Here is a 24695-nt window from a genome sequence, read left to right as displayed (position 1 = left end):
CAAACTATTGAATTTAAATGATTTTATAAAAATACAATAGCATGAAAAATGCACCATATTGATGCAAAAATTGCCGTTTTGCTTTATATCGAGGCTTATCCATTTTTAATCGGCATTGATCAAAATTTCCCTTAACCTATGCTCTTTTCGAAACCGCCTGCATCGATATACTGAATTTCTTTTGTGACACTACGCACTAATATAGGACTCACAATGCAAAATATCGATTTACTTTTTCTCCTCCTTGGTGCTGTTTTAGTGCTTGCGATGCATGCCGGGTTTGCTTTTCTTGAGCTTGGCACGGTCCGTCATAAAAACCAAGTCAATGCTTTAAGCAAAATTTTAACCGACTTCTCCATTTCTGCAGTCGCCTACTTTTTCGTAGGCTATTACATCTCCTATGGACAGCATTTTTTCCATATTGGCCCAACGCTTGCCGCCGACCACGGCTACAATTTAATGCGCTGCTTCTTTCTGCTGACCTTTGCAGCAGCCATTCCCGCCATTATTTCCGGCGGCATTGCAGAACGCGCCAAGATGCGTTCGCAAGCCATAGCAACCCTCTTGCTGGTCGCGTTGGTCTACCCTTTTTTTGAAGGCATGATCTGGAACGGCAACTTTGGCTTTCAAAGCTGGCTTGAACGCACCTTTGGCGCAAGCTTCCACGATTTTGCCGGTTCTGTCGTGGTGCATGCCATGGGCGGCTGGATCGCGCTGGCAGCGGTGCTGCTGCTTGGCCCGCGTTATGGCCGCTATAAAAAAGACGGCCGCATCAGTGCGCATCCGCCTTCATCCATTCCATTTCTGGCCCTCGGCTCATGGATTTTAATTGTCGGCTGGTTTGGCTTTAACGTTATGAGCGCGCAGCGTCTGGATGCGATTTCCGGCTTGGTAGCCATCAACTCCTTAATGGCGATGGTCGGCGGCACCATTTCGGCAAATTTCATGGGTAAAAATGACCCCGGCTTCCTGCATAACGGCCCGCTGGCAGGCTTGGTGGCCATCTGCGCCGGTTCCGATATTGTCCATCCCGTCGGCGCATTGATCATTGGCATGTCTGCCGGCGTGATTTTTGTGAAGCTGTTCACCTATACACAAAACAAATTAAAAATTGATGATGTCTTAGGGGTTTGGCCTTTGCACGGTGTCTGCGGCGCTTTTGGCGGCATTGCTGTCGGCATTTTTGGCCAGCAATGGCTGGGCGGTTTAGGCCACGTTTCTTTGATGGCTCAGCTCCTGGGCACATTCCTCGCCATTGTCATTGCTTTGGCCGGCGGTTTGGCCGTCTATGGCGGATTAAAAGCAGTCATGGGCATCCGCCTCAGCCAAGAGGAAGAATTCCGCGGCGCCGATTTATCGATCCACCGCATCAGTGCAAATTCTGAAGACAATATGTTTTAAAATTCGATTCCGAAGACATATTTTGGGAACTGCTCTTTCAGGAAACTTAAAAACATCTGTTCAAAACAGTGTGCTTAAAGAATATTTCAATATGCAGCAGCATTGAATCCACGCGGCCTCACCGGCCGCTTTTTTTTACAGGCATGCCTCTGAATCAGCAGCGGTTCATTAAAAAAACAGGTTTGATCTAGGCACTGAATGCGGTTTGAAATCATCCGCTGATCGCTATGGGTATGAGCCATTCCAGTAAAAGCCTGCCTATCCCAAGAGTATCTTACTCATCATTCACTTGATGGCTCCCAATAAAGAGGCCTTGCTCTGGCACAATCTTTCATTTAACGCGGGTCTGAGGAAAAATTTATGGCTTCAGCTTACTAATATCTTCAAACTCCGAATGGACAATTTCATTCGAATAATTGCTGAAGCCTAAACCTTTCAGATGATTCAGCCACATTGCTCGCCTGCCCTTGGAAATCACCGCCAATTTATACGGCATCTGCTATAAAGCCTGCAGCAAAGGTTCTGCGCCCTGCCGCCAGAGCATGATCGCCAAAATGAACAAACCGAAAATATGTCAGCTCATCCGAATCCAGCCGAAACCCAAATCTTTAGATGCGTCAGCAATTGTTTTTCAGGATAACCGACATGATCGATGCGGTGAATAATGCTTTGAATCGGCGCCAAGTCTGCCTGCTTTAACATCGCCGCATAATGCTGTGCCAAAAATTGACTGCAGGCGGCAAAACTTTGCCATCGGCTGGTTTAGGCATTATCCAAATCAGAATCCTGCGGGTAGAGGCATAGCCCTCTTCAGGCATTCAGGCAGGGTCTGACTGGAATGTAGCACACTCAGCTCTTGCGGTTTTCTGATGCTTCATCAGCCTATCGGGCGGGTGTTGTTAAATCGTGTTTTCTATGCTGAATTTAAGAAACGTTTAAGCTGACTTTGCTGCAATGGAGCATCATTAAAAATCAAATGCTTTCATGAACGACCAACAACGTTTTATTTTCCTGCAAGCCAGCTTGCTGCTTTTCTGCTGTGCGGTGCTGTGGGTATTTTTTCCTGTGGGCGGCGCGCTGGATTTAAGCCTGATTGAACCTTGGATGGATGAAGCGGGCAATTTTCCGCTGCGCTATGACTGGGCGCTGGCAGTGCTGAATCACAGCTGGGTGAAAAACGTGCTGATTGCAGCCTATGTCATGATTTTGCTGAAATGGATCGCTTCATTTAAATATCAGCCCTTAAAAGCGCATCGTTTTGAATTTGGCTATTTCTTTTGGGTGGCCATGCTGTGCACCGCAGTCGTCGGCATTCTTAAATCACAATCTGCGCACGCCTGTCCATGGTCCATGACAACTTCATTGCCGCATGGTTTTTTATGGGTGCTGAAAAATGAAAACGGGCATTGTTTTCCAGGCGGCCATGCGTCTACAGGCTTTGCCTTTATGACTGGATATTTTGTGTATCGGCTATCTCAGCCCAAACGCGCCTGCTTTTTCCTGTTCTCAGGCTTGATTTTAGGCTTTGCCATGGGCTGGGCGCAAATGATGCGCGGCGCGCATTTCCTGAGCCATAATTTATGGACAGCATGGGTGGTTTGGCTCATCAATGTCATTGCTTATGGCATTTTCTACAAGCGCATGGCTAAAGATGCTGTGCTGAATCACCCAGTATTAAATGAACAGGCGCTGAATAAACCTGTGCCGAGCATATAAGCCTTTTCCCATCATGATGCTTCTGCTTCGGCAGGCGCAAATACCGCCCTGAAGGTTTCAGGGCATCGCTGCTGTAAAATAGACACTAAGAGACAGTTTCCCGGTTCTCAGCAGCAAGTATAGGCTGATCAGCATGGATTTATTTGCAATGCATAAGAAATGCTTTATGCAGATTTTCCTATAAAAATAAAAGCATAACAACTAAGTATTTTTCACTTACAGCTCGGCATTCATCGGCAAATGGACTGTGACCTGCAGGCCGCCCAAACTGGCGCTTACGCCGAAGTTCAAACGGCCCTGCAAGCGCTCGACCGCTTTATCCACAATAGACAATCCTAAACCGCTGCCTACTTCTTTGTGATGATGCACACGGTAAAAACGCTTTAAGATTTGTTCATGCAGCGCAGGATCAATGCCCGGGCCGCTGTCTTCAATCTGCACGATGGCTTTGCCGTTTTGCGCATAGACAGACACATTTATCACGCCATGTTCCGGCGTATATTTAATGGCATTATCGATTAAATTATAAATCACCGAATGCACCGCTGTTTCTTGCGTATGCAGCTGGATTTCTTCCTGCAGCTCAACACCTAAATCGATATCTTTTTGCATGGCCAAATCCATCAGCGACTCGACGCAATTCACAGCAGTGACATTGAGCAGAAACGTCTGGCTGCTTTCCAGTTCTGGCAAAGAAGCATCCTGTTTAGCCAAGCTCAGCAGCTGCGCCACCAAATGCTGCATACGCACCAAACCCAAAGCCAGATTGTTCAGTGCTTTATGTTCTGGGAACTCTTGCAGCAGGACTTTGATCTGCAGGTTCAGGGCCGTGATGGGCGTCCGCAGCTCATGCGCCGCATCGGCAATAAATTGGCGCTGTTCCTGCTGCGCCACAGAAATGCGATCAAATAAGCTGTTCATTTCATGAATGGTCGGCACAATTTCAATCGGGTAGTTATCCGATTGAATCGGTGACAATTCTTTCGAATCGCGCTGTGACAGCTCGGACTTGAAATCATCCAGCGGCTGTAAAATGCGGCTGATCATCCAGCCCAGCCCCCACAGCACAAAAGGCATAAAAATCAGATAAGGAATGAACATGCTGCCCGCAAGCTCTAAAGCCAAATTCTGGCGCACGGACTGCTGCTGGCTCACTTGAACCTGATAATCTTTAAGGGGCAAGACATAAGTGCGCCATGTGCCGTGCGCAGTTTTATGCGTATAAAATCCAGCCTTATGAATGGGCTGGATCAGCAGGTTAAATTCATGATATTGGTGGGTCTGCTGCGCATAAGGCCAAACATCCACAAATAAATCTTCTTCATGATAATGCTTGTCCGGATCAAATGCGCTTTGCACGGGAGCGGGCGAATGCGCGGCGACACGCTCCGCCAGATTCTGCATTTGCGCATCTAAAATTTCATTGGTTTCTTCCAAGGCAATTTTATAAGCTGAAACCACCAGCAGGCAGCCTAAAACCAAGCTGAAAAAAGAAGTATAAAGAATCAGCTTCCGCTTTAAAGAATTGCGTGTCCGCAGCGCCATGGTTGATGATTTCCCCGTTTTATTGCTGTCCTAGACGATACCCTAAACCGCGGATGGTGCGGATAAAATCTTTGCCTAATTTACTGCGCAAATGATGCACATATACTTCGATGGTATTGCTGCTGATTTCACTGTCAAAATCGTAAAGCTTATCTTCCAGATTGGTTTTGGAAAAAATTTTATTCGGATGCGTCACCAGCGGAATCAAGATTGCCCATTCACGGTTGGAAAGATCAATATATTCGCCTTTAAACTTGGCCAAGTGCTGTTCTACGTCCAAGACCAGATCGCCATAGCTTAAGATGGACTGGCTGTTTTGCAGCTGCTCTTTGCCGCTGCGGCGCAGCAAAGCATGCAGGCGCGCCAGCAGTTCGTCAAACTCATAGGGCTTAATCAAATAATCATCTGCGCCCTGATTCAGGCCATCGACCCGCTGCTGCAGCTGATCGCGCGCAGAAATAATCAATACAGGCAATGCTGGATGATTTTGGCGGATCTGCTTTAAAACCTGCATGCCATCCATCATCGGCAGGCCTAAATCCAGCAGGACCGCATCAATCTGCTCTTGCTGAATTTTTTGCAGGCCTTCAATGCCGTTATTGACCCAAACCACATCAAAGCCTTGATATTTCAGCAAGGTTTGCGTCGATTCGGCGATCATGAAATCGTCTTCAATGATTAATATCTTTGTCATTAATGCACTATCCTTTAGGCTGCCGGCGCACAATTCTGCAGCATGTTGTTCTTTGGATCAATCACTTGAGTACTTACATCCAGCAGGCTTAACAGGCTTGGGAACAAATTGTCCTGGCTTAATTCTTTGCTTTTTTGCGTGCTGAGGCAAGCTATTTGCTGTGGGTTTTTAGTTTTCCAGTCTGCAGAGAACCACATGATCATCGGCACATGCGTTTGCTGTTCAGGTGCAATCGCATAGGGCGCGCCATGCAAATACATGCCGTGTTCACCTGTTGATTCGCCGTGGTCAGACAGATACCAAAAACCGGTCTGATAGTTTTGATCCGCGTTTAAAGTGTCAATGATCTGGCTCAAAACATGGTCTGTATAGACAATTGAATTATCATAGGAATTGATCAGCGCATCCTGTGTGCAGCCTTGAATCGCGTTGGTATCGCACGTCGGTTTGAATGGCTGGTACGGCGCTGTGCTGCGTGCATAATACGCTGGCCCATGACTGCCCATTTGGTGCAGCACAATCAGGCGCGGTGTATGGTCATCAGCAGGGATTGCCTCGATATACTGTTTTAAGCCGTCAACCAGAATTTCGTCTTTGCATTCACCATTTGCGCCATTGCACCATTTTTTCTTCAATTCAGGGCTGATCTGTACTTGCTCAATCCGGTCGCAAGCCCCCTTGCAGCCTGAATTATTGTCCAGCCACGCCACTTTATAGCCGGCGCGTTTGGCAATATCCAATAAGCCTTCGCGGTGGCTGGCCAGCTGCTCATCATAGTCTTTACGCGGCATGCCTGAAAACATGCACGGTACAGAAACAGCCGTTGCTGTACCGCAAGAGCTGACATGGCTGAAATTCAAAATATCCAATTTTGACAATTCTGGATTGGTATTTTTGCTGTAGCCATTCAAAGAAAAGCTTTCCGCGCGCGCAGTTTCACCCACCACCAGCACCATCAGCTTCGGTTTATCCTGATGAGAAACTGCGATATTGCGGTGCGCATCCGTACCATAAGCCACCAAAGGCAGATTTTCTTTCGGCGCCTGATGGCGGTAATAAGACAGGCCTGAAGCAATGGCATTTTGCGGCGACAGCATACCTTTCAAGTCACGGTGTTCACGGAAAATCGCGGCATAATCCACATAGAAAACAAAAAGCAGGCCGCCGATAACCGCAAAAGATGCCACCAGGCTTAATGCCTTTTTCAGCAAAACTTTAGGGAAGGCTTCTTTGCGGATTGGAATCTGCGACAGCACCGCAATCGGCACAATCACCATCAGAACCGCCCAAAGCAGCAAATGAACAGACGCCAAATCTTTCACTTCATTGGGATCGGTTTGCATGGCATTTTGGATTTGATCAGGAGAAATCACCACGCCTAGACTGCTGACAAAATATGCGCTGAATCCGCCCACAAAAAGCAAAACCGCCGCCAGCGCTTTTGCATTCCAGCGCCATTGCAGCAGCTGCAGCAAAGCATTATACAGCGCGATGACCACGATCACGGTGGCTGCTAAAAACAGCTGCGCTTTGATGCCTTGATAAGGCGTGAGCTGCTGAATTTTTTGATAAAACATAGTATTTAGTGCAATACCCAGCCATAGCGCGACTAAAAAATTAAATCGTCCTAAAGAGACAGCCGGAATCTTTTTTTTCCATGTTGAGAATGTTGTCAGCATCTAAATTCATCATTGGCGTTTATTGATGCTGCTAACTTAAAGGCTCAAACTTAAAACTGGCTTAACACTTTTAAGCTTTTAAATACATAGGCTTTTTCTAGCCGCAGTGAATGATTGAAAATGTCGTACAAGGCTGCGCCTATCCAGAAAAAATACAGCAGCATCTGAGCGTTAGAACGCTAAATCCAGCGGTGAAAAATGCTCTTTTTTAAGACTCAGCAGATATCTGCATGCATTTTCGCTGTTCACGCCCCCAAAGCACTATCGGCACTATGCATAGCGTGGCAATGATCACAATCAGCATTAAATAATGGCTGTAGCCCAACGCATCTGCAGCGATGCCGCTCAGGCTATACAGCCCGCCGCTGACCGTTGCCATCAGCCCAACCTGAAAAGTAAAGTCCGTTCCAGCCAAATGCTTACGGCTGTATTGCATCACCACGGTCAGCATGACCACCAAAAGCATGGCGGAGAACAGATCTTCCAGCGCATTCACCGCATAAATGATCCAAGGCGGCACGGCATGCACCGCATCATACTGCCGCGCCAGCCATGCATAGGCTGCCAAACTGCCGATTTTGAGAATAGAAAACAGCAGCAGCGCATGAAAGCGTGAGAGCAATTTTAATGAAATCCCTGCCAGCCCAGCCCCTGCAAGCGCAGCTGCAGCCCCCAGCATCGTCACATAAAGGCCGATTTGGCTGAAGCTTAAGCCCATATCCACCATCAGCGGTTTTAACACCGGCCCGGCCAGTCCATCGGCTATTTTAAAAGTAAGCAGTACCAGCAGCCAGCAGCGCTGCGCTGGCGTATGCATAAAATACGACAGATATTCACGAATAATGGCCCAGTGCGGACGGCGCGCAGCATTGGACGTTTGAACGGTAGGGCTTGGCAGCAAAGTGCGGGCAGCTTCTGGATAAAATAAAATCGGAATGGTATTGAGCAGCACCAAGGCCGCTAAGATTAAAAACGTGCTTTGCCAGTGCAGCCAATCCAGCGCCCATAAAACCGCCCCGCCGCCGACAATAAAACCCAACCTTGAACCGACCACTTGAAAGGTATTGCCCCAATTCTGCTGTTCGCCTTTTAAAATATTCACCGCCAGCCCATCGGTCGCAACATCCTGCGTTGCGCCAATCAGGTTCATGCTGAGCAAGGTCACAAAAAAAGCCAGCAAATACAGAGGCTCATTCAAAGCTTGAATCGGTAAAAAAGATAACCCTGCGAGCACAGCGACCGTGAGCAGCTGCGTGGGAATAATCCAGGAGCGGTAATGTCCAAAGCGGCTGGAACCCGCACGGTCAACCCACGGCGCCCAAAAGATCTTGATTGACCAAGGCAGCATCAGCAGGCCAAAACCGCCGATATGCGCCAGCGAGACGCCCTGCGCCCGCAAAATGACTGGCAATGCATGCGTCATGAACCCCACAGGCAAACCTTGCGCCCAATACAGCGAAAACAGCAGCACATATACATTGCGCATTTGAAGCATGAGGTTTCCTTTTATGCTGAAGCATTGATCCAGTTTGCCGGATGTTTATTTCAAGACGGTTTTCATCTTTAAAGGCGGATTTTGGCCTTGATCGAATTTCCGAAGTGCACATAAGCGGGAACTGCACCCATTTTGGCGTTCATCATTGACTGCCGCTTTGATTAACTTCCATTTTGATTGACTGGCATGTTGATCCATTTGACTTGAAAACGCGCCAAAGCATGCGCCGCTGTTCATTGTTCCAGTCAAACTGCAGCATTTTGCCAATGCAGTCCCTATTTTCAAGGCTTATCATAAATTAAATGAATGGATTTCTCTGATAAAAACAATGACTCAACATTTTCCAACATTGCCAGACCAAGTGCCTGCACGCGGTTCAGCATTTACGAAACAGCTGTTTAAGCAAATTTTTCTGGCGCAAGGCTGGAGCTTTGAGGGCGAATTTCCCAATTTGCCCAAGGCGGTTGCGATTATTTCACCGCATACATCCAATATAGATGCGTGGCATGGCTTTACCGCCCTGCTCGGACTGGGCATTCAAATCACCATTTTCGGCAAGCACACGCTATTTGAAACACCTTTAAAGCCCCTATTAGAATGGATTGGCGTAATTCCTGTCGACCGCAGCAATCAGCAAGGGCTGACCAAGCAAATTGCCGGCATCATTCATGCCAAAGATAAAATCTGGATTGGCATGGCGCCTGAAGGCACCCGCAAGCAGGCCGAAAAAATCAAAAGCGGTTTTTATTATATTGCCTATGAGGCGCAGATTCCGATTGTGATGTTTTCTTTCGATTATGAACACAAAATCATTCACTGCTTGGGGGTATTCCAGCCCACAGGCCAGTATGAGCAGGATTTAGAGCAGATTTTGCAGCTGTACGAAGGCAAGTTCTCTCCGAAAAATCCTGAGTGGCTGGCCAAGCCGTTACAAAAGCGATGGAAAAACCGCTGGTAAAATGTGCAATTTTTTGCTGAGATGTGCGCCTATTTGAGCAGAACATTAACCATTTTATTGTTATGAAAATATTGCATTATTCCGCGCTAGGCTTATTGGCGCTCAGCCTTGCAGGCTGTGACAAAGCCGTCAACACACCCGCCAAAACCACGCCGCTCAAAGCGCGTGAACCGGTCATCGCCATTGCGCTGGGCGGCGGCGGCGCCAAAGGCTTTGCCCATATCGGCGTGTTAAAAGTGCTGGAATCGCATGGCATTAAACCGAAAATTGTCACCGGCACCAGCGCAGGCAGCTTTGTCGGCAGCCTCTATGCCAGCGGCAAAACCCCATATCAAATGCAGCAAATTGCTTTGAGCTTCAAAGAAGCCGATATCCGCGATTTAACCTTAAACCGCCAAGGGGTGATTTTAGGTCAAAAGCTGCAGGACTACGTCAACAAAAACGTCGGCAATAAACCGATTGAACAGTTCCCTATCCGCTTCGCCGCTGTCGCCACCCGCTTGGATACCGGCCGCAAAGCCGACTTTATTAAAGGCAATGCCGGCCAAGCGGTGCGCGCCTCCTGCAGCATCCCCAATGTCTTTGTGCCAGCCACCATCGGCGGCTTAAAATATGTCGATGGCGGCTTGGTCAGCCCGATTCCAGTGAAAACCGCCAAAGATATGGGCGCGGATATTGTGATCGCTGTAGATATTTCTGCCCGTCCAGACGGCAGCAAGGCGCTGAATATGTTTGGCGTGCTGGATCAAACATTGAATATCATGGGCCAGCAAAGCATTAATGAAGAACTGAACCAAGCCAGCATTGTGATTCAGCCTAAAGTGGGCCATATCGGCACGCTGGATTTGAAATCCAGCAATCAAACCATTTTAGAAGGTGAAAAAGCGGCGCAGCTGAAAGTCCGCGCTATTCAAAAAGCCATTAGCGACTTCAGGGCCTCTCCTGCAGCGCTGAAGCCTGCACCGGCGTCTAAATTCTAAAAATGCGCAATTTTTTAAATATTCAAAAACTTATTCATCTGCTACATTGATATAGATGCTTAGGATATAAAGGCTTCGCCATCTATATCAATTCAACTCGATCAATTCACTCTTATCTTTAGAGCAATACACGGGCAGATGTATGGAATTTGTTTTAGAACCTTGGCACTGGTTTGTATTGGGCGTTTTGCTGATTCTTTCAGAATTGCTGCTGCCCGCATTTGCCGCACTGTGGTTTGGCATTGGCGCCATCATGGTCGGTATTTTATATTTTCTTTTTCCGATGATGGGCACCACCACCCAGTTTGTCACTTGGATCATCCTCTCCATTTTATGCACGGTCGCTTGGTTTAAATTCATCAAGCCGCTGTCGACCGATAAAACCAAAGCGGGCCTTTCCCGTGAAGCGACCATCGGTCAAGTCGGCATGGTCATTCAGACCAATTTAGACCATGATCAGATTAAAGTACGTTTTCCGATGCCGGTACTGGGTTCCGATGAATGGAACTGCCGCACGCTGTCACCCGTGCAAGTCGGTGACCGTGTCCGCGTGGTCGACATTTTAGGCAATGACCTGGTTGTGCAATTGCACAGCGCCGCGGATCATCCTGCAAACAGCCCAACCAACAACGAAAAAAGTGAGTAAATCATATGAGCGCAGCTACGATTGTTGTCTTTGCCCTGCTGGCCTTTGTTGCCATCACCATTTTTAAGGGCGTACGTATCGTGCCGCAAGGCTATAAATGGATTGTGCAGCGTTTAGGCAAATACCATACCACCTTAGGCCCCGGCCTGAACTTCGTCATTCCTTACGTCGATGAAGTGGCGTATAAAGTCACCACCAAAGATATTGTGCTGGATATTCCGTCGCAAGAAGTAATTACCCGCGACAATGCGGTCTTGCTGATGAACGCTGTGGCCTACATTAACCTGACCACGCCGGAAAAAGCGGTCTATGGCATTGAAAACTATACATGGGCCATTCAAAACTTAGTGCAAACGGCGCTGCGTTCCATTGTCGGTGAGATGGATTTGGATGATGCGCTGTCTTCACGCGATCATATTAAGGCTAAACTGAAAGCCAGCATTTCTGATGATATTTCTGACTGGGGCATTACCTTAAAAACAGTCGAAATCCAGGATATTAAACCTTCTCACACCATGCAGGCCGCAATGGAAGAACAAGCCGCTGCAGAACGTCAGCGCCGCGCAACCGTAACCAAAGCCGACGGTGAAAAACAGGCCGCGATTTTAGAAGCGGATGGCCGCTTAGAAGCCTCACGCCGTGATGCGGAAGCGCAAGTGGTGCTGGCGGAAGCATCACAGAAAGCCATTGAAATGGTAACTTCGGCAGTCGGTGACAAAGAAATTCCTGTGGCTTACCTGCTGGGTGAGCAATATGTAAAAGCCATGCAGGATATGGCCAAGTCGAATAATTCAAAAACTGTGGTCTTGCCTGCAGATATTATGAATACCATTCGCGGCGTGATGGGCCGCAATCATTAATCTTACTGATTTTTGAATCATCTATGACCGCTTTTGAAATGCCAAATAGACAGCCTCCGCGCTGTCTATTTTTATTTAAACTGATAAAAATTCTGCAAAATTTGTTTATTTGTGGTTAAATTTCGCGTTAATTTTTGAAATCTTCTGAATTGATGGCAGTCTTTTTGCCCTCAATTGGCTCTCCTTTGCTGTCAATTCATATTTCGATCTGCTGTCCAACTCGAAAATGGATATCGTATGAGCTCCCTCAATCCAACGTTAATTACGTTTTTATTTTATATCGCCGCCATGATCGTGATTGGCTTAATGGCCTACCGCGCAACGTCGAATTTTTCTGATTACATTTTAGGCGGCCGCCGTTTGGGCAGTTTTGTGACGGCGCTTTCTGCAGGCGCGTCTGATATGAGCGGCTGGCTATTGATGGGCTTGCCTGGCGCGATTTACCTGTCCGGCCTTTCAGAAATGTGGATTGCCATCGGCCTGATCATCGGCGCTTGGCTGAACTGGCTGCTGGTGGCTGGACGCCTGCGTGTTCATACTGAAGTGCAGCACAATGCGCTGACGCTGCCGGACTACTTTGCCAACCGTTTCAACGACCAGAAGAAAATTCTGCGTGTGGTGTCTGCGATTGTCATTCTGGTGTTTTTTGCGATTTACTGCGCTTCCGGCATGGTTGCAGGCGCACGTCTGTTTGAGAGCATGTTTGACCTGTCTTACAGCACAGCGCTTTGGATCAGCGCCATTGCCACCATCAGCTATGTGTTTATTGGCGGATTCCTTGCGGTCAGCTGGACCGATACCATTCAAGCTGGCTTAATGATTTTTGCCCTGCTGCTGACGCCGATTGTGGCGATTCTGTCCTTTTCAGACCTGTCGCAAATTACGGCAGCGCTTGAAGCGGCCCGCCCGCAAGCCACCGATATTTTTGGCGATCTCAGCTTTATCGCGATTATGTCCTTATTGGCGTGGGGCTTAGGCTATTTTGGACAGCCGCATATTCTAGTGCGCTTTATGGCTGCAGATTCAGTCAAGTCAATTCCAAATGCGCGCCGCATCGGCATGACATGGATGACGCTTTGCTTAGGCGGCGCTGTCGCGGCCGGTTTCTTCGGGATTGCCTACTTCCAGCAGCATCCAGAATTGGCAGGCGTGGTCAATGCCAACCCTGAAACAGTGTTTATGGAGCTCACCAAAATTCTGTTCAACCCATGGATCGCAGGCATTGTCTTGGCCGCTATTTTAGCAGCCGTGATGAGTACCCTGAGCTGCCAGCTTTTGGTCTGCTCGAGCACATTGACCGAAGATTTTTACAAATCATTCCTGCGCAAAAATGCGTCGCAAAAAGAATTGGTCTGGGTCGGCCGTTTAATGGTGCTGCTGATTGCCCTTCTGGCGATTTGGATGGCAGGCAACCCAGAATCAAAAGTGCTTGGTTTGGTCGCTTATGCATGGGCCGGTTTTGGCGCGGCATTCGGCCCGCTGATCATTCTGTCTTTGTTCTGGAAACGCATGACGTTAAATGGCGCATTAGCCGGTATGGTGGTTGGTGCTGTCATGGTCATTCTATGGAAAAATGTCTGGGGCGATACGGGCGTGTATGAAATCATTCCGGGCTTTATCTGCTCATTCATTGCCATTATTGCAGTGAGCCTGATGGGCAAAGCGCCAGGCAAGGAAATTACCGAGCGTTTTGATGAAGCGCAGCGTATTTACAATGAAAGCAAATAATCCAATCTTCTAAGATGACGAGATGAAAAAAAGGAGGTCTAAATGGCCTCCTTTTTTTAAGCTTCTGTTTAGACTAAATCACTGAAGAAAAATAACTCAAACACAGTCACTGAAACTGTTTTAAGTTTCAGCCCACAGCGCTCAGCTTTTTCGGGACAATAAAAATTGCGTGATCTGCGTCAGCTGTTCTGCGTCTTCGCCAAAATATGCCAGCGCATCCATCGCTTGATTATGCAGTTCCTGCGCATAAGCTTTGGCCTGCTCCAAGCCCATCAACGCAGGATAAGTGGATTTTTCAACTTGCTGATCTTTTCCAGCCGTTTTGCCCAGCACTTCAGTATCGGAAATAATATCTAAAATATCGTCCTGAACCTGGAAAGCCAAACCAATCGCCTGTCCATATTCACGAAGCTTAGGAATAGCTTGATCTGTGCCTGCAAACAGCGTCACCGCAGCCATCATAATCGCCGCAGTAATCAATGCGCCGGTTTTATTGCGGTGGATCGTTTCCAATGCCTCTTGAGCAATATGCTTGCCTTCCGCCTGCAGATCCAGCACTTGGCCATTGACCATTTTTGACGAGGCGGTGGCTAAAATCTGCATTTGCTTCAATACAATCGGCGCTTCGACTGCTGGGCCTTGATCAAACAGGCGGCTGCCTAACACCTCAAAAGCCATGGACTGCAGAATGTCTCCGGCCAGCAAGGCGGTATCTTCACCAAATGCAGCATGGCATGTCGGCTGGCCGCGGCGCAGCAGATCATTGTCCATGCAGGGCAAATCATCATGCGCCAAGGAGTAGCAGTGGATGAATTCAATAGCGACAGCAGCGCGGCGTACCGCAGCGGCATTGGGATTTTGCTTCAATGCGCCTGCCGCATAGCAAAGCGCTGGACGCACCCGCTTGCCGCCCAGCATGACGGCATGGTGCACTGCGCCTTTTAACGGCTCTGGTATGGCGAAGGCATCCAGTGCAGTCAGTAAGTCCTGCTGAATGCGGTTCTGTGCTTCTGTCAGTGCATGAGCCTGCACATCAGTTAAAGACGACACGTTCACCTCAAATTTTTTATCAAAGCGGTTTAATCAACTGAAGTTGCCTGCGGTCATAAAAGTCGGCACGCATCAGTTTCTGGCTTGTTGCATCATACTGCTTTTGCCGTGTTTTCTCTATCTCGAAACTGAATTCTTATGGCCTATCTTTATTGTGCCAAGCAATCGGCCATCCCATGAAAATTAATGCCGCTGCGCAGCTTTAAAAACGCCATCAGCTGAGCCGATTTGTCCGGTTATTTTATAGATGCTGATTCATCCTAAAATTTAAGGAACTCAACCAGTCAATCTTTGGGCTTCAAACAGCGCAAAAAATAAAGCCCCGCAATCGGGGCTTTATCATAACGCATTTTTCTGCTGAAATGTTTTATCATTCAGCGCTTTAGCATAACCAAGGGATCAATTCAGTCTTGAGTTGAATCACTGGATATCCGCAAACTGCATGATGCTTATTTCAATGCATCTTGCGGAATGCGGACCCAGCCTTCCATCAGCACGCGCGCACTGCGGCTCATCACGGCTTTTTTCACAGCCCACTGGCCATTTTCAAAGACCGCCTGCGCGCCAACACGCAATGTGCCAGATGGGTGGCCAAAACGCACAGCCTCACGCTGGCCGCCGCCCGCGGCTAAATTCACCAAAGTGCCTGGAATGGCTGCCGCTGTGCCAATCGCCACCGCGGCTGTGCCCATCATGGCATGGTGCAACTTGCCCATCGACAAAGCGCGTACCAGCAGATCAGTATCCTGCTCAGCAATGTCTTTGCCGCTTGAAGAAACATAGGCTTTCGGTTTTGAAACAAATGCAATTTTAGGCGTATGCTGACGTTTTTCCGCTTCCGCAATATCTTGAATCAGGCCCATGTGCTTGGCGCCATACGCGCGGATTTTTTCAAAACGCGCTAAAGCAGCGGCATCGCCATTAATCGCATCTTGCAGTTCAGTGCCTTGGTAACCGATATCTTCTGCATTCAAGAAAATCGTCGGAATGCCTGCGTTAATAAAGGTCGCTTGAAATTCACCCACATCAGGTACAGTCAGCGTATCAACCAGATTGCCTGTCGGGAACATGGCGCCGCCCTCTTCACCGTCATCCGCCGGATCTAAAAACTCAATTTGCACTTCTGCCGCAGGGAAAGTCACGCCATCCAGTTCAAAATCACCAGTTTCCTGCACTTGGCCATTGGTCATCGGCACATGCGCAATAATGGTTTTTTGAATATTGGCCTGCCAGATATGCACTGTGCAAATGCCATTTTCCGGAATTTTTTCAGCATCCACCAAGCCATTGGAAATTGCAAACGCGCCTACTGCAGCTGTTAAATTGCCGCAATTGCCGCTCCAATCCACAAAGGCGCTGTCGATCGACACTTGTCCAAATAAATAATCCACATCATGATTCGGCTGAGCGCTTTTATCCAAAATCACTGTTTTGCTGGTGCTGGAAGTTGCGCCGCCCATTCCGTCAATTTGCTTGCCATAAGGGTCTGGGCTGCCAATAACACGCAATAAAAGCTGATCCCGGATTGCACCCGCTTTTTGAGCTTCTGCCGGCAAATCGCTCAACTTGAAGAACACACCCTTACTGGTGCCGCCACGCATATAGGTTGCTGGAATTTTAATTTGTGGTGCAAACGGCATATTTCTGAATCCTTATTTATCATTGTACTGCTCAATATCATTCCGATATTGATCACGCATTATCATAACGGCTTTTGTCAAGAAAATATTAGCTTCTTGACTTAAGTATAAAAATTCGTCATCCGTCAAACCGGCACAGCCTCAACATATTCACATTGAATAAATCAAATAAAATTAATCTATTGATTCATTTATTATTTATTAAATAAATTAACATAACTAATTTTATTTGAATTGATAATTTTTTTTCATGATTTTTGAGCTACTAGGCTATTCCCTCTTGATCTATTACAATCCAAATCACATATTCATTGTCGGGCTGAAATAACTTGAATAAAGAGTCGTCTCAACTTCAGCGTGGCTTAAAAAACCGTCATATTCAATTGATTGCCATGGGTGGTGCAATTGGTACTGGCTTATTTTTAGGTTCCGCACACGTGATTGAATCTGCCGGTCCATCCATTATTTTGGGTTATGCGATTGGCGGTTTAATTGCTTTTTTAATTATGCGCCAACTTGGGGAAATGATTGTTCAAGAGCCTGTCGCGGGCTCATTCAGTCATTTTGCAAATAAGTATTGGGGCAAATTCCCAGGTTTCCTTGCAGGCTGGAACTACTGGATGCTATACATTCTGGTAGCCATGACGGAATTAACTGCGGTCGCAAAATATATCAATTACTGGTGGCCCCACATTCCTGCCTGGGCTTCGGTATTGACCTTCTTTGTGATCATCACTTTAGTCAATCTGGGCAATGTCAAATTCTACGGTGAATCAGAATTCTGGCTCTCTATTGTCAAAGTGACAGCCGTAGTTGCCATGATTGTCTTCGGCATCTATCTGCTGGTGACAGCAGGCCCGGATTCAACTGCATCATTCAGCAACCTTTGGACGCATGGCGGCTTTTTTCCGCATGGTTTTGAAGGCCTGTTCTACATGCTGGCTTTCCTCATGTTCGCATTTGGCGGCATTGAGCTGATCGGTATGGCCGCGGCTGAAGCGCAAGATCCGCAGAAGTCTATTCCGAAAGCCATTAACCAAGTCGTTTTCCGTATCCTTATTTTCTATGTGGGTTCAATGACGATTTTACTGTCGCTTGTGCCTTGGAATGAATTGCAGCTCGGCGGTTTAGATAAAAGCCCGTTTGTGATGATTTTCAGCCAATTAGGCATTGGCTGGGCTGCGCACTTGCTGAACTTCATCATTTTGACTGCTGCCCTTTCAGTATATAACAGCGGCATGTATGCCAACAGCCGCATGCTGTTCGGTTTAGCGCAGCAAGGCAATGCGCCTAAAATCTTTACTAAAACCAATAAGCAAGGCGTGCCGATTCCAGCAGTGCTGTTTTCTGCGCTGTTGATTTTTGGCTGTGTATTGCTGAACTATTTTGCACCGGAAGATGCGCTCAGCAACCTGATTTATATCGTGGTTGGCGCTTTAGTTTTAAACTGGGCAATGATCAGCTTAACGCATCTTCAATTCAAGCAAGCCATGAAAACCGAAAGCGCGGTATCGCAGTTCCCTGCGCTTTGGGCGCCATTCAGCAACTACTTAGTGCTGGCATTCATTGCGGTTGTTCTGTACATCATGTGGACACAAGGCTTGAGCGGTGCTGTGATCATGATCCCTATTTGGATTGCATTGATGTTTATTCTATTCAAAGTTCTGTATAGAAAAGCTTAAATTTCTTCATTTTTAAAAAGTTATTGTTTCGGCAATAACTTTTTTTTTGCCTCAAATTGGAGTAAATTAACTGCGTTTTACGCGCTCTTAGCTTAACTGGATAGAGCAGTTGCCTCCTAAGCGACCGGCGTGGGTTCGAGTCCCGCAGAGCGCACCATGTCATCATTTGTGATGAACTTAACAATAATAAATTTTAAAAATCACATATTTGTGATTTTTTTTGACTCGCCAGATTTTTTTAAATAGCGCTTTTATTTATTTAAAAACAATATCTTGTATTTTATTTTTTTTATTTTTTAGTATGAATGCTCTAATATGCCTGCTTTTTAACCTTATTTTTCCAGCTAGAGCATTTACTCTTATTTTTTTTGTGATATTTTTGTCACATAGCGTAACAGATAAGCGTGTTGAGAACGCATTAGCCAGTATTCGCTTAACTCAAAATAAAATGCAGTAAGTTCTATTTGCACACCAAGGAAAGACAAAGAATGAAATTAAAAAAGCTCTCAACAGCCTTAATACTTGCAACACTGCCAGCGACTGGCGTATTTGCCGCCGGAATGGATCGATCAGGCCAATCAATCGCTGCATTCTTACAACCTGGGAATTATTTTGAAGCTGGTATTTCAGTTCTGGATCCAAATGTTTCAGGTCAAAGTACACCTTTAGCTCCAGGCCATCCCTCACAATCAACAGGAGATATGGCTAGCGATTACTATTTTCCATCAGCAGCTCTCAAGTTGCAGCTAACTGATAATTTTTCATTCGGTTTACTTTATGATGAGCCTTTCGGTGCCGAAGCAGGATACACAACGCCATCTATAAACTTTACTGATGCAACTGGCGGCACATCAGCTGAAGTAAAAACAGAAAATCTAACTTTTTTATTTGGTTTCCAACCTAATGAAAATTGGAATTTTTATGCTGGACCTGTAGTTCAAACCGCTAAAGGGAATGTATCATTACGCGGCGCGGCTTATGGCGGCCCAACAGCATTTGGTTCTTATGATGCTTCAATGAAGAAAGATACTGAGTTAGGCTGGATTGCAGGTTTAGCATTCCAAATTCCAGATATCGCTTTAAAAACTTCTTTAACTTATCGTTCAGAAATTAAACACGAACTTCAAGCAACTGAAACTCTTGGTTATGGAGCTATTGACCCTGCTACGTTAAATCCTACGTTTACTCCAGGAAAAACTGCTGTTACCACTCCACAGTCTGTAAACCTTGATTTCCAAACAGGCATTATGGCGGATACAGTTGCATTTGCAAACGTACGCTGGGTGAACTGGAAAGACTTCTCAATTCGTCCAAATTATTTTGGACAGGTTGCAGATGCTAAAGGTTTAGTTGGCGCTAATTTAGTCGATTACAGCGATGATCAAATCTCGGCCAATGTTGGTGTTGGACGCAAGCTAACTGAAAAATGGGCTGGTAATGTCTCTGTAGGCTATGATACTGGCGCAGGTAACCCGGTTACAACACTTGGCCCTACTGAGGGCTATTGGAATCTTGGTTTAGGTGTACAGTTTAGCCCAGCAGCAAATTACTTTATTGCTGGCGGTGTAAAATACTTCTGGCTAGGTGACGCCACAGCTAAAACAGCTGCTGTCAATAATGTAGGTAAATTTGAAGACAACGATGCTTGGGGCTATGGTCTGAAAATCGGTTACCGCTTCTAATTTTTAAGAATATCAAGAAGATCATAGTTAGCTATGGTCTTCTTTTTAGTGCCCAATAGATCAACCGTTTTAAAAACAGCCAATTAAATTTTCGGCGCCGCATAATAAAAATAAAACTTTTACTCTAATTATTCATTTAAAAATCATTACCATACAAAGGCATTCTTAGTACAATTACTCTAAGCAAGCATATTATTCAACCTCTTCAGTTCATTTTGCACGCATAGCTGAGCATTTACTCTTTTTAGATTTATGTTACTTTTCCTTCGTTTTTACATAAAGCTACAATCAGGGAATGTTTTAATGAAACAAACCGCTCTTCGCTCGGCTATTTTACTCAGCCTACTCCCAGCTTCATCGGTTTTCGCTGCAGGTCTAGACCGTTCTGGCCAATCAGTATCGGCATTTTTACAGCCAGGCAACTATGCAGAAGCCTCTTTCACAGTCCTTGATCCAACAGTAGAAGGTACAGCCAATGCTAAATTAGGCAGCGGTTCACTTTCAGATATGGGTGATGACTACTATTTCCCTACAGCTGCAGTAAAAGTACAAGCAACTGATAAAATTTCTTTAGGCCTTTTGTATGATCAGCCCTTTGGTGCTGATGCAACATATGGTCTTGATTCAGGTGTGTTTAATCAAAATGGTGAAGCGACCACAGTTAAAGTCCGTACAAATAACTTAACTGCGCTTGTGGGTTACCAACCAACAGAAAACTGGAATATCTACGCTGGCCCAGTATGGCAAACAGTCAAAGCGGATATCTCTTTGCGCGGTAATGCATATGGAGGCCCAGCTCCCACTGGTTTAAGCGGTTACAATATTAAAGTCGATCAAGAAGATGCCTATGGCTGGGCAGCTGGCTTTGCATACCAAATTCCTAAAATTGCTTTAAAAGCTGCTGTAACCTATCGTTCTGAAATTAAACACAAGGCCAAAGCTACAGAAACAATGACAACCCCAATTGGTACATTGCAATTATTAACTTCAGACTTAGATGCAATTACACCTCAATCGGTGAATGTTGATTTACAAACGGGGCTTGCAGCCAACACTTTAGCCTTTGCAAACCTACGCTGGGTGCATTGGGACCAATTTGTTGTTAGCCCTAAATTTCTTGCAAGTAAAGGTCAAGACCTGATTAATTATTCAGATGATCAATATTCTGTAACCACAGGCCTTTCTCATAAATTCAATGATCAATGGGCTGGTACAGCAGCAATCGGCTGGGATTCAGGCGCTGGCAACCCCGTGACTACACTGGGCCCTACAGAAGGCTACTGGAGTGTTGGCCTAGGCGGTCAATACAGCCCTGCCGCAAATTATTTTATTCAAGCCGGTGTAAAATACTTCTGGTTGGGTGATGCAGAAGCACAGACCGGAGGTGAAGTAAAAGCATCATTTACGGATAACCATGCTTTAGGCTATGGCATGAAAATCGGTTATCGTTTTTAACAAAAAATAAATAAAAAAAGCTCTTTTATAGAGCTTTTTTTATACATGGAAGAAGTTTATTTCACATTAATATTATTTATAACAAAAAATACAGGGTAAAAAATAGACAAATGAACAAAAAACGCACCAAATTGAATCAAATAAAATTTAATAATATATTCAGATAGTTAAACCAAAACTTATTAAGTAAATACAAATTTTATCCAGTTTTCAATATCATAATTTACCAAAAATTCAAATTAGAGTCTTTACTCTTTTTTATTTTGTAATAATTTTCGCACAAGGATGTAAGAAAAAATAAATTACATATCCGATATTTTTATTAACACATTGATGCGTGTTTTTACATTTAAAGAGTCAAGGAATATGATTTCTAAAGTTAAGGCGCTAACCAGCGCAATTGTACTTGCCAGCCTACCTACATCAGCCGTTTTTGCAGCAGCGCTAGATCGCTCTGGCCAATCCATTTCAGCATTTTTACAGCCAGGGAACTACTTTGAAGCAGGGATTTCAGCATTAGATGCGGATGTATCTGGCAGATTAAAAGCAGATTACAAACCGACAGGCGGAGAAGCATCTAAGGTCGGTGAACTGGCAAACAGCGAAGTTGGCGATATGGCCAGCAGCTATCAATTCTATAATGCAGCATTAAAAATTCAAGCAACTGATAAATTGTCATTTGGTTTGATCTACGATCAGCCTTATGGTGCAAAAGCTGAATATTCTAAAGCAGACCAACGCCATGCAGTACTTAATGATAAGCTGTCTGGTGATCTAGGCGTTACACGAGTTGGCGCGTTTACTGCTGGTGATGAAGCAACCAATGTAGATGTTAATACTCAAACACTGTCATTTATCTTTGGATTCCAGCCTACAGAAAACTGGAATATTTATGCAGGTCCTGTCTATCAAACAGTAAAAGGTGATGTAGCGCTTCATGGTTCAGCATATGGCCCTTTCGGCGGTGTAACCTGTCTGCCGGCTTTGGGACAAGTATCATGTTCACAAGGCGCCAATGTCCAAGGTGCCAGCACACTTACTCGCTTTACAGGTTATAAAGCTAATATTTCAGAGAACTCATCCATTGGCTGGTTAGCTGGCTTATCTTACCAAATATCTGAAATTGCACTGAAAGCCTCTGTAACATACCGTTCTGAAATTGATCATAAAGTTATGGTCGATGAAACAATGCCATACAGTATCCTCATGGGAACGAAAGTTCCTCAGATGAAGAAAGATTATAAATTTACAGAAGAAAAAACAGATGTAACAACACCACAATCTGTCAATCTCGATTTCCAAACAGGAATCATGGCAAATACTGTTGCTTTTGCTCAACTGCGCTGGGTAGATTGGTCCGAATTTAAGATCCGTCCTAATAAGTTTGGCCAATTAGCTTCAGGCTTAACACAATATGCTATTGGTGATCCTCGCGGTTTTGATCTTGTTGCTTATGAAAAAGATCAAATTTCAGCTAACGTCGGTGTAGGCCGTAAGTTTAATGACCTATGGGCGGGTACAGTCATGGTTGGCTGGGACTCTGGTGCAGGCAACCCTGTTTCTACTTTAGGCCCAACTGAAGGCTATTGGAGCCTTGGCTTAGGCGGTCAATACTCGCCAACACCACAATCATTTATCCAAGCCGGTGTGAAGTATTTCTGGTTAGGCGATGCTAAAGCACAAGTTGCCAGTCATTTTGGCACGGATATATATGCCGCTGACTTTACTGATAACCATGCAATCGGCTACAGCATGAAAATCGGTTACCGCTTCTAATTTGCGCTGCAAAAATTAGGATTAAACAAGAAAGGGCGCCATTGGCGCCCTTCTCTTATTTTCCTGAAATAAACTTTTTAAGGATTAAGCAGGAATATTGCGTACGGAAGCATTGCGGATCGCTTCTTTTAATGCATCATAGCCGTGAATTGGCGGGAACTGCGGAAATTCTGCAATCACATTTTCAGGCGCATCAAACAAGAAGCCATGATCTGCTTCGCCCAGCATGGTTGTATCATTATATGAATCACCTGCTGCAATCACGCGGAAATTCAAACCGTGCAGTGCTTTCACAGCTTGACGCTTCTGGTCAGGCTGACGCAATTTATAGTCTGTGATCATGCCGTTGTCATCTGTTTCCAGTTTATGACAGAAAATAGTCGGCCAATCCAGCTGCTTCATCAAAGGATGGGCAAATTCATAGAATGTGTCAGAAAGAATAATCAGCTGGAAATGCGTGCTCACCCATTTCACAAATTCTTTCGCGCCTGGAAACGGCCCCATATCAGCAATCACGGCTTGAATATCATTCAAACCCAAGCCATGTTCTTTCAAGATATTCAAACGCTGAGTCATCAGCACATCGTAGTCTGGAATATCACGTGTAGTTGCTTCCAACTCTTTAATTCCAGTTTTTTTAGCGAAATTAATCCAGATTTCTGGAACTAAAACACCTTCTAAATCAAGACATACGATTTCCATGGGTTCTCCCAATGCCAGTGAAAAAAATTTGCACTATCATAGCTGAAGAAACGCCGTTTGCCTTGTTCTTTTTTAAATCTATTTTTTTCATAAGTATTTATTTTTTAGTGATAAGTCATATTTCCCAATTCTATTAAAATAGCCGTGAAATAAATTAATATAGGTTTTGACGTTCCAAGCCTATAGCCAGGACTTACATGAAGACAATCCCTACTATTGATCTGGTTGATGCGCTTGCATCTGAATATGCAGATAAATCTCCAAATGAAATTCTTGAACTTGCTTTAAGCCAAGAAGGTGAAATTGCCATTTCATTTTCCGGCGCTGAAGATGTGGTTCTGATTGATATGGCATCACATCTGGGCAAACCGTTTCGTGTTTTCAGCCTGGACACTGGGCGTCTGCATGCCGAAACCTATCAATTTATTGATGCTGTACGCAAACACTATAATATTGATATTGAAATCTGCTTCCCAGACACGGAAGCCGTGCAAAAGCTGGTCACAGAAAAAGGCTTTTTCAGCTTTTATCAAGATGAGCATAAAGAATGCTGCGGCATCCGCAAGGTTCAGCCGCTGCGCAAGAAATTAGCCACCTTAGATGGCTGGATTACCGGTCAGCGTAAAGACCAAAGCCCTGGCACCCGGACTGAAATTCCCGTGGTGCAGGCAGATCCCGGCTTTTCCGGCCCTGGCAAGCAATTGATCAAATACAATCCTTTGGCCAACTGGTCAAGCGCGGATGTATGGAACTATATCCGCCTCATGGAAATCCCCTATAATCCGCTGCATGAGCGCGGCTACATTTCTATTGGATGCGAACCTTGCACACGGCCGGTTCTACCGAATCAGCACGAACGTGAAGGACGCTGGTGGTGGGAAGATGCGACCCATAAAGAATGCGGACTGCACGCCGGAAACCTGAAAAAATAGTCAAGCCCAAACCACTGCAAAAACAGTGGTTTTTTTCAACGTATTGATACATATAAAGCAGTTTTATTCTGCTT

Annotated in this window: 20 protein-coding genes and 1 tRNA gene; 13 read left to right on the top strand and 8 right to left on the bottom strand. The window is 45.7% G+C overall.

Going from position 1 to position 24695, the window contains the following annotated elements; translation table 11 throughout:
- Positions 1–213 precede the first annotated feature (213 nt).
- On the top strand, positions 214–1401 hold the full coding sequence (locus tag ACE3T3_RS01310; RefSeq protein ID WP_374663318.1) for an ammonium transporter: 1188 nt from the start codon (positions 214–216) through the stop codon (positions 1399–1401).
- Positions 1402–1980: 579 nt separating this feature from the next.
- Here the strand turns inward: ACE3T3_RS01310 and ACE3T3_RS01305 are convergent.
- Positions 1981–2124 carry a hypothetical protein gene (locus ACE3T3_RS01305; RefSeq protein WP_374663316.1) on the bottom strand — a complete coding sequence of 48 codons (144 nt, stop codon included), beginning with the start codon at positions 2122–2124 and terminating at the stop codon, positions 1981–1983.
- Between the two features lie 261 nt (positions 2125–2385).
- On the opposite strand from ACE3T3_RS01305, the gene ACE3T3_RS01300 reads away from it, so the two are divergent.
- Complete coding sequence (locus tag ACE3T3_RS01300; protein ID WP_374663314.1) at positions 2386–3117, top strand: phosphatase PAP2 family protein; 732 nt, start codon at positions 2386–2388, stop codon at positions 3115–3117.
- 216 nt (positions 3118–3333) lie between these two features.
- On the opposite strand, the gene ACE3T3_RS01295 is transcribed toward ACE3T3_RS01300, so the two are convergent.
- The 4 genes from ACE3T3_RS01295 to ACE3T3_RS01280 all read right to left on the bottom strand — a co-directional run bounded on the left by ACE3T3_RS01295 (position 3334) and on the right by ACE3T3_RS01280 (position 8521).
- Positions 3334–4662, bottom strand: a complete 1329-nt coding sequence (locus ACE3T3_RS01295; protein ID WP_374663312.1) for an ATP-binding protein — start codon at positions 4660–4662, stop codon at positions 3334–3336.
- A gap of 19 nt (positions 4663–4681) precedes the next feature.
- Positions 4682–5356, bottom strand: coding sequence for a response regulator transcription factor (locus ACE3T3_RS01290; RefSeq protein ID WP_374663310.1), 675 nt, complete (start codon positions 5354–5356; stop codon positions 4682–4684).
- A 14-nt stretch (positions 5357–5370) separates the two neighbouring features.
- A complete protein-coding gene (locus ACE3T3_RS01285) occupies positions 5371–7035 on the bottom strand; it encodes a phosphoethanolamine transferase (RefSeq protein ID WP_374663308.1) in 1665 nt (554 codons plus the stop codon).
- A 208-nt stretch (positions 7036–7243) separates the two neighbouring features.
- Complete coding sequence (locus ACE3T3_RS01280) at positions 7244–8521, bottom strand: MFS transporter (protein ID WP_374663630.1); 1278 nt, start codon at positions 8519–8521, stop codon at positions 7244–7246.
- 337 nt (positions 8522–8858) lie between these two features.
- On the opposite strand from ACE3T3_RS01280, the gene ACE3T3_RS01275 reads away from it, so the two are divergent.
- The 5 genes from ACE3T3_RS01275 to putP all read left to right on the top strand — a co-directional run bounded on the left by ACE3T3_RS01275 (position 8859) and on the right by putP (position 13702).
- Positions 8859–9488 (top strand): 1-acyl-sn-glycerol-3-phosphate acyltransferase, encoded by a 630-nt coding sequence (locus tag ACE3T3_RS01275; RefSeq protein WP_374663306.1) that lies wholly within the window; start codon positions 8859–8861, stop codon positions 9486–9488.
- A gap of 62 nt (positions 9489–9550) precedes the next feature.
- Complete coding sequence (locus ACE3T3_RS01270) at positions 9551–10468, top strand: patatin-like phospholipase family protein (RefSeq protein WP_374663305.1); 918 nt, start codon at positions 9551–9553, stop codon at positions 10466–10468.
- A 142-nt stretch (positions 10469–10610) separates the two neighbouring features.
- Complete coding sequence (locus ACE3T3_RS01265; protein WP_374663303.1) at positions 10611–11114, top strand: NfeD family protein; 504 nt, start codon at positions 10611–10613, stop codon at positions 11112–11114.
- A 5-nt stretch (positions 11115–11119) separates the two neighbouring features.
- Positions 11120–11974: an SPFH domain-containing protein gene (locus tag ACE3T3_RS01260; RefSeq protein WP_374663301.1), complete on the top strand. Its 855-nt coding sequence runs from the start codon at positions 11120–11122 to the stop codon at positions 11972–11974.
- Between the two features lie 237 nt (positions 11975–12211).
- Entirely contained in the window at positions 12212–13702 is a 1491-nt protein-coding gene (gene putP / locus ACE3T3_RS01255) for a sodium/proline symporter PutP (protein WP_374663299.1), read from the top strand.
- 141 nt (positions 13703–13843) lie between these two features.
- Here putP and ACE3T3_RS01250 read toward each other — a convergent pair whose 3' ends face one another.
- Together ACE3T3_RS01250 and prpF are read right to left on the bottom strand one after the other, a co-directional pair.
- Complete coding sequence (locus ACE3T3_RS01250) at positions 13844–14752, bottom strand: polyprenyl synthetase family protein (protein ID WP_374663297.1); 909 nt, start codon at positions 14750–14752, stop codon at positions 13844–13846.
- 449 nt (positions 14753–15201) lie between these two features.
- Complete coding sequence (gene prpF / locus ACE3T3_RS01245) at positions 15202–16392, bottom strand: 2-methylaconitate cis-trans isomerase PrpF (protein WP_374663295.1); 1191 nt, start codon at positions 16390–16392, stop codon at positions 15202–15204.
- Between the two features lie 329 nt (positions 16393–16721).
- On the opposite strand from prpF, the gene ACE3T3_RS01240 reads away from it, so the two are divergent.
- The 5 genes from ACE3T3_RS01240 (at position 16722) to ACE3T3_RS01220 (ending at position 22987) form a co-directional block, all read left to right on the top strand.
- Entirely contained in the window at positions 16722–18074 is a 1353-nt protein-coding gene (locus ACE3T3_RS01240) for an amino acid permease (protein ID WP_374663293.1), read from the top strand.
- Between the two features lie 81 nt (positions 18075–18155).
- Positions 18156–18231, top strand: a tRNA-Arg gene (locus ACE3T3_RS01235).
- Positions 18232–18562: 331 nt separating this feature from the next.
- Complete coding sequence (locus ACE3T3_RS01230) at positions 18563–19756, top strand: OmpP1/FadL family transporter (protein ID WP_374663291.1); 1194 nt, start codon at positions 18563–18565, stop codon at positions 19754–19756.
- Positions 19757–20059: 303 nt separating this feature from the next.
- Positions 20060–21211: an OmpP1/FadL family transporter gene (locus ACE3T3_RS01225; protein ID WP_374663628.1), complete on the top strand. Its 1152-nt coding sequence runs from the start codon at positions 20060–20062 to the stop codon at positions 21209–21211.
- A gap of 366 nt (positions 21212–21577) precedes the next feature.
- Positions 21578–22987 (top strand): OmpP1/FadL family transporter, encoded by a 1410-nt coding sequence (locus ACE3T3_RS01220; RefSeq protein WP_374663289.1) that lies wholly within the window; start codon positions 21578–21580, stop codon positions 22985–22987.
- 84 nt (positions 22988–23071) lie between these two features.
- On the opposite strand, the gene thrH is transcribed toward ACE3T3_RS01220, so the two are convergent.
- A complete protein-coding gene (thrH, locus tag ACE3T3_RS01215) occupies positions 23072–23689 on the bottom strand; it encodes a bifunctional phosphoserine phosphatase/homoserine phosphotransferase ThrH (RefSeq protein ID WP_374663287.1) in 618 nt (205 codons plus the stop codon).
- A gap of 197 nt (positions 23690–23886) precedes the next feature.
- On the opposite strand from thrH, the gene ACE3T3_RS01210 reads away from it, so the two are divergent.
- Positions 23887–24621: a phosphoadenylyl-sulfate reductase gene (locus ACE3T3_RS01210; protein WP_374663285.1), complete on the top strand. Its 735-nt coding sequence runs from the start codon at positions 23887–23889 to the stop codon at positions 24619–24621.
- The last annotated feature ends 74 nt before the right edge of the window (positions 24622–24695 follow it).

This window comes from Acinetobacter sp. (assembly GCF_041919735.1).
Classification (GTDB): Bacteria; Pseudomonadota; Gammaproteobacteria; order Pseudomonadales; family Moraxellaceae; genus Acinetobacter.
The sequence above is the reverse complement of the archived record's forward strand: the minus strand, read 5'-3'. Positions and strand labels throughout refer to the sequence as shown.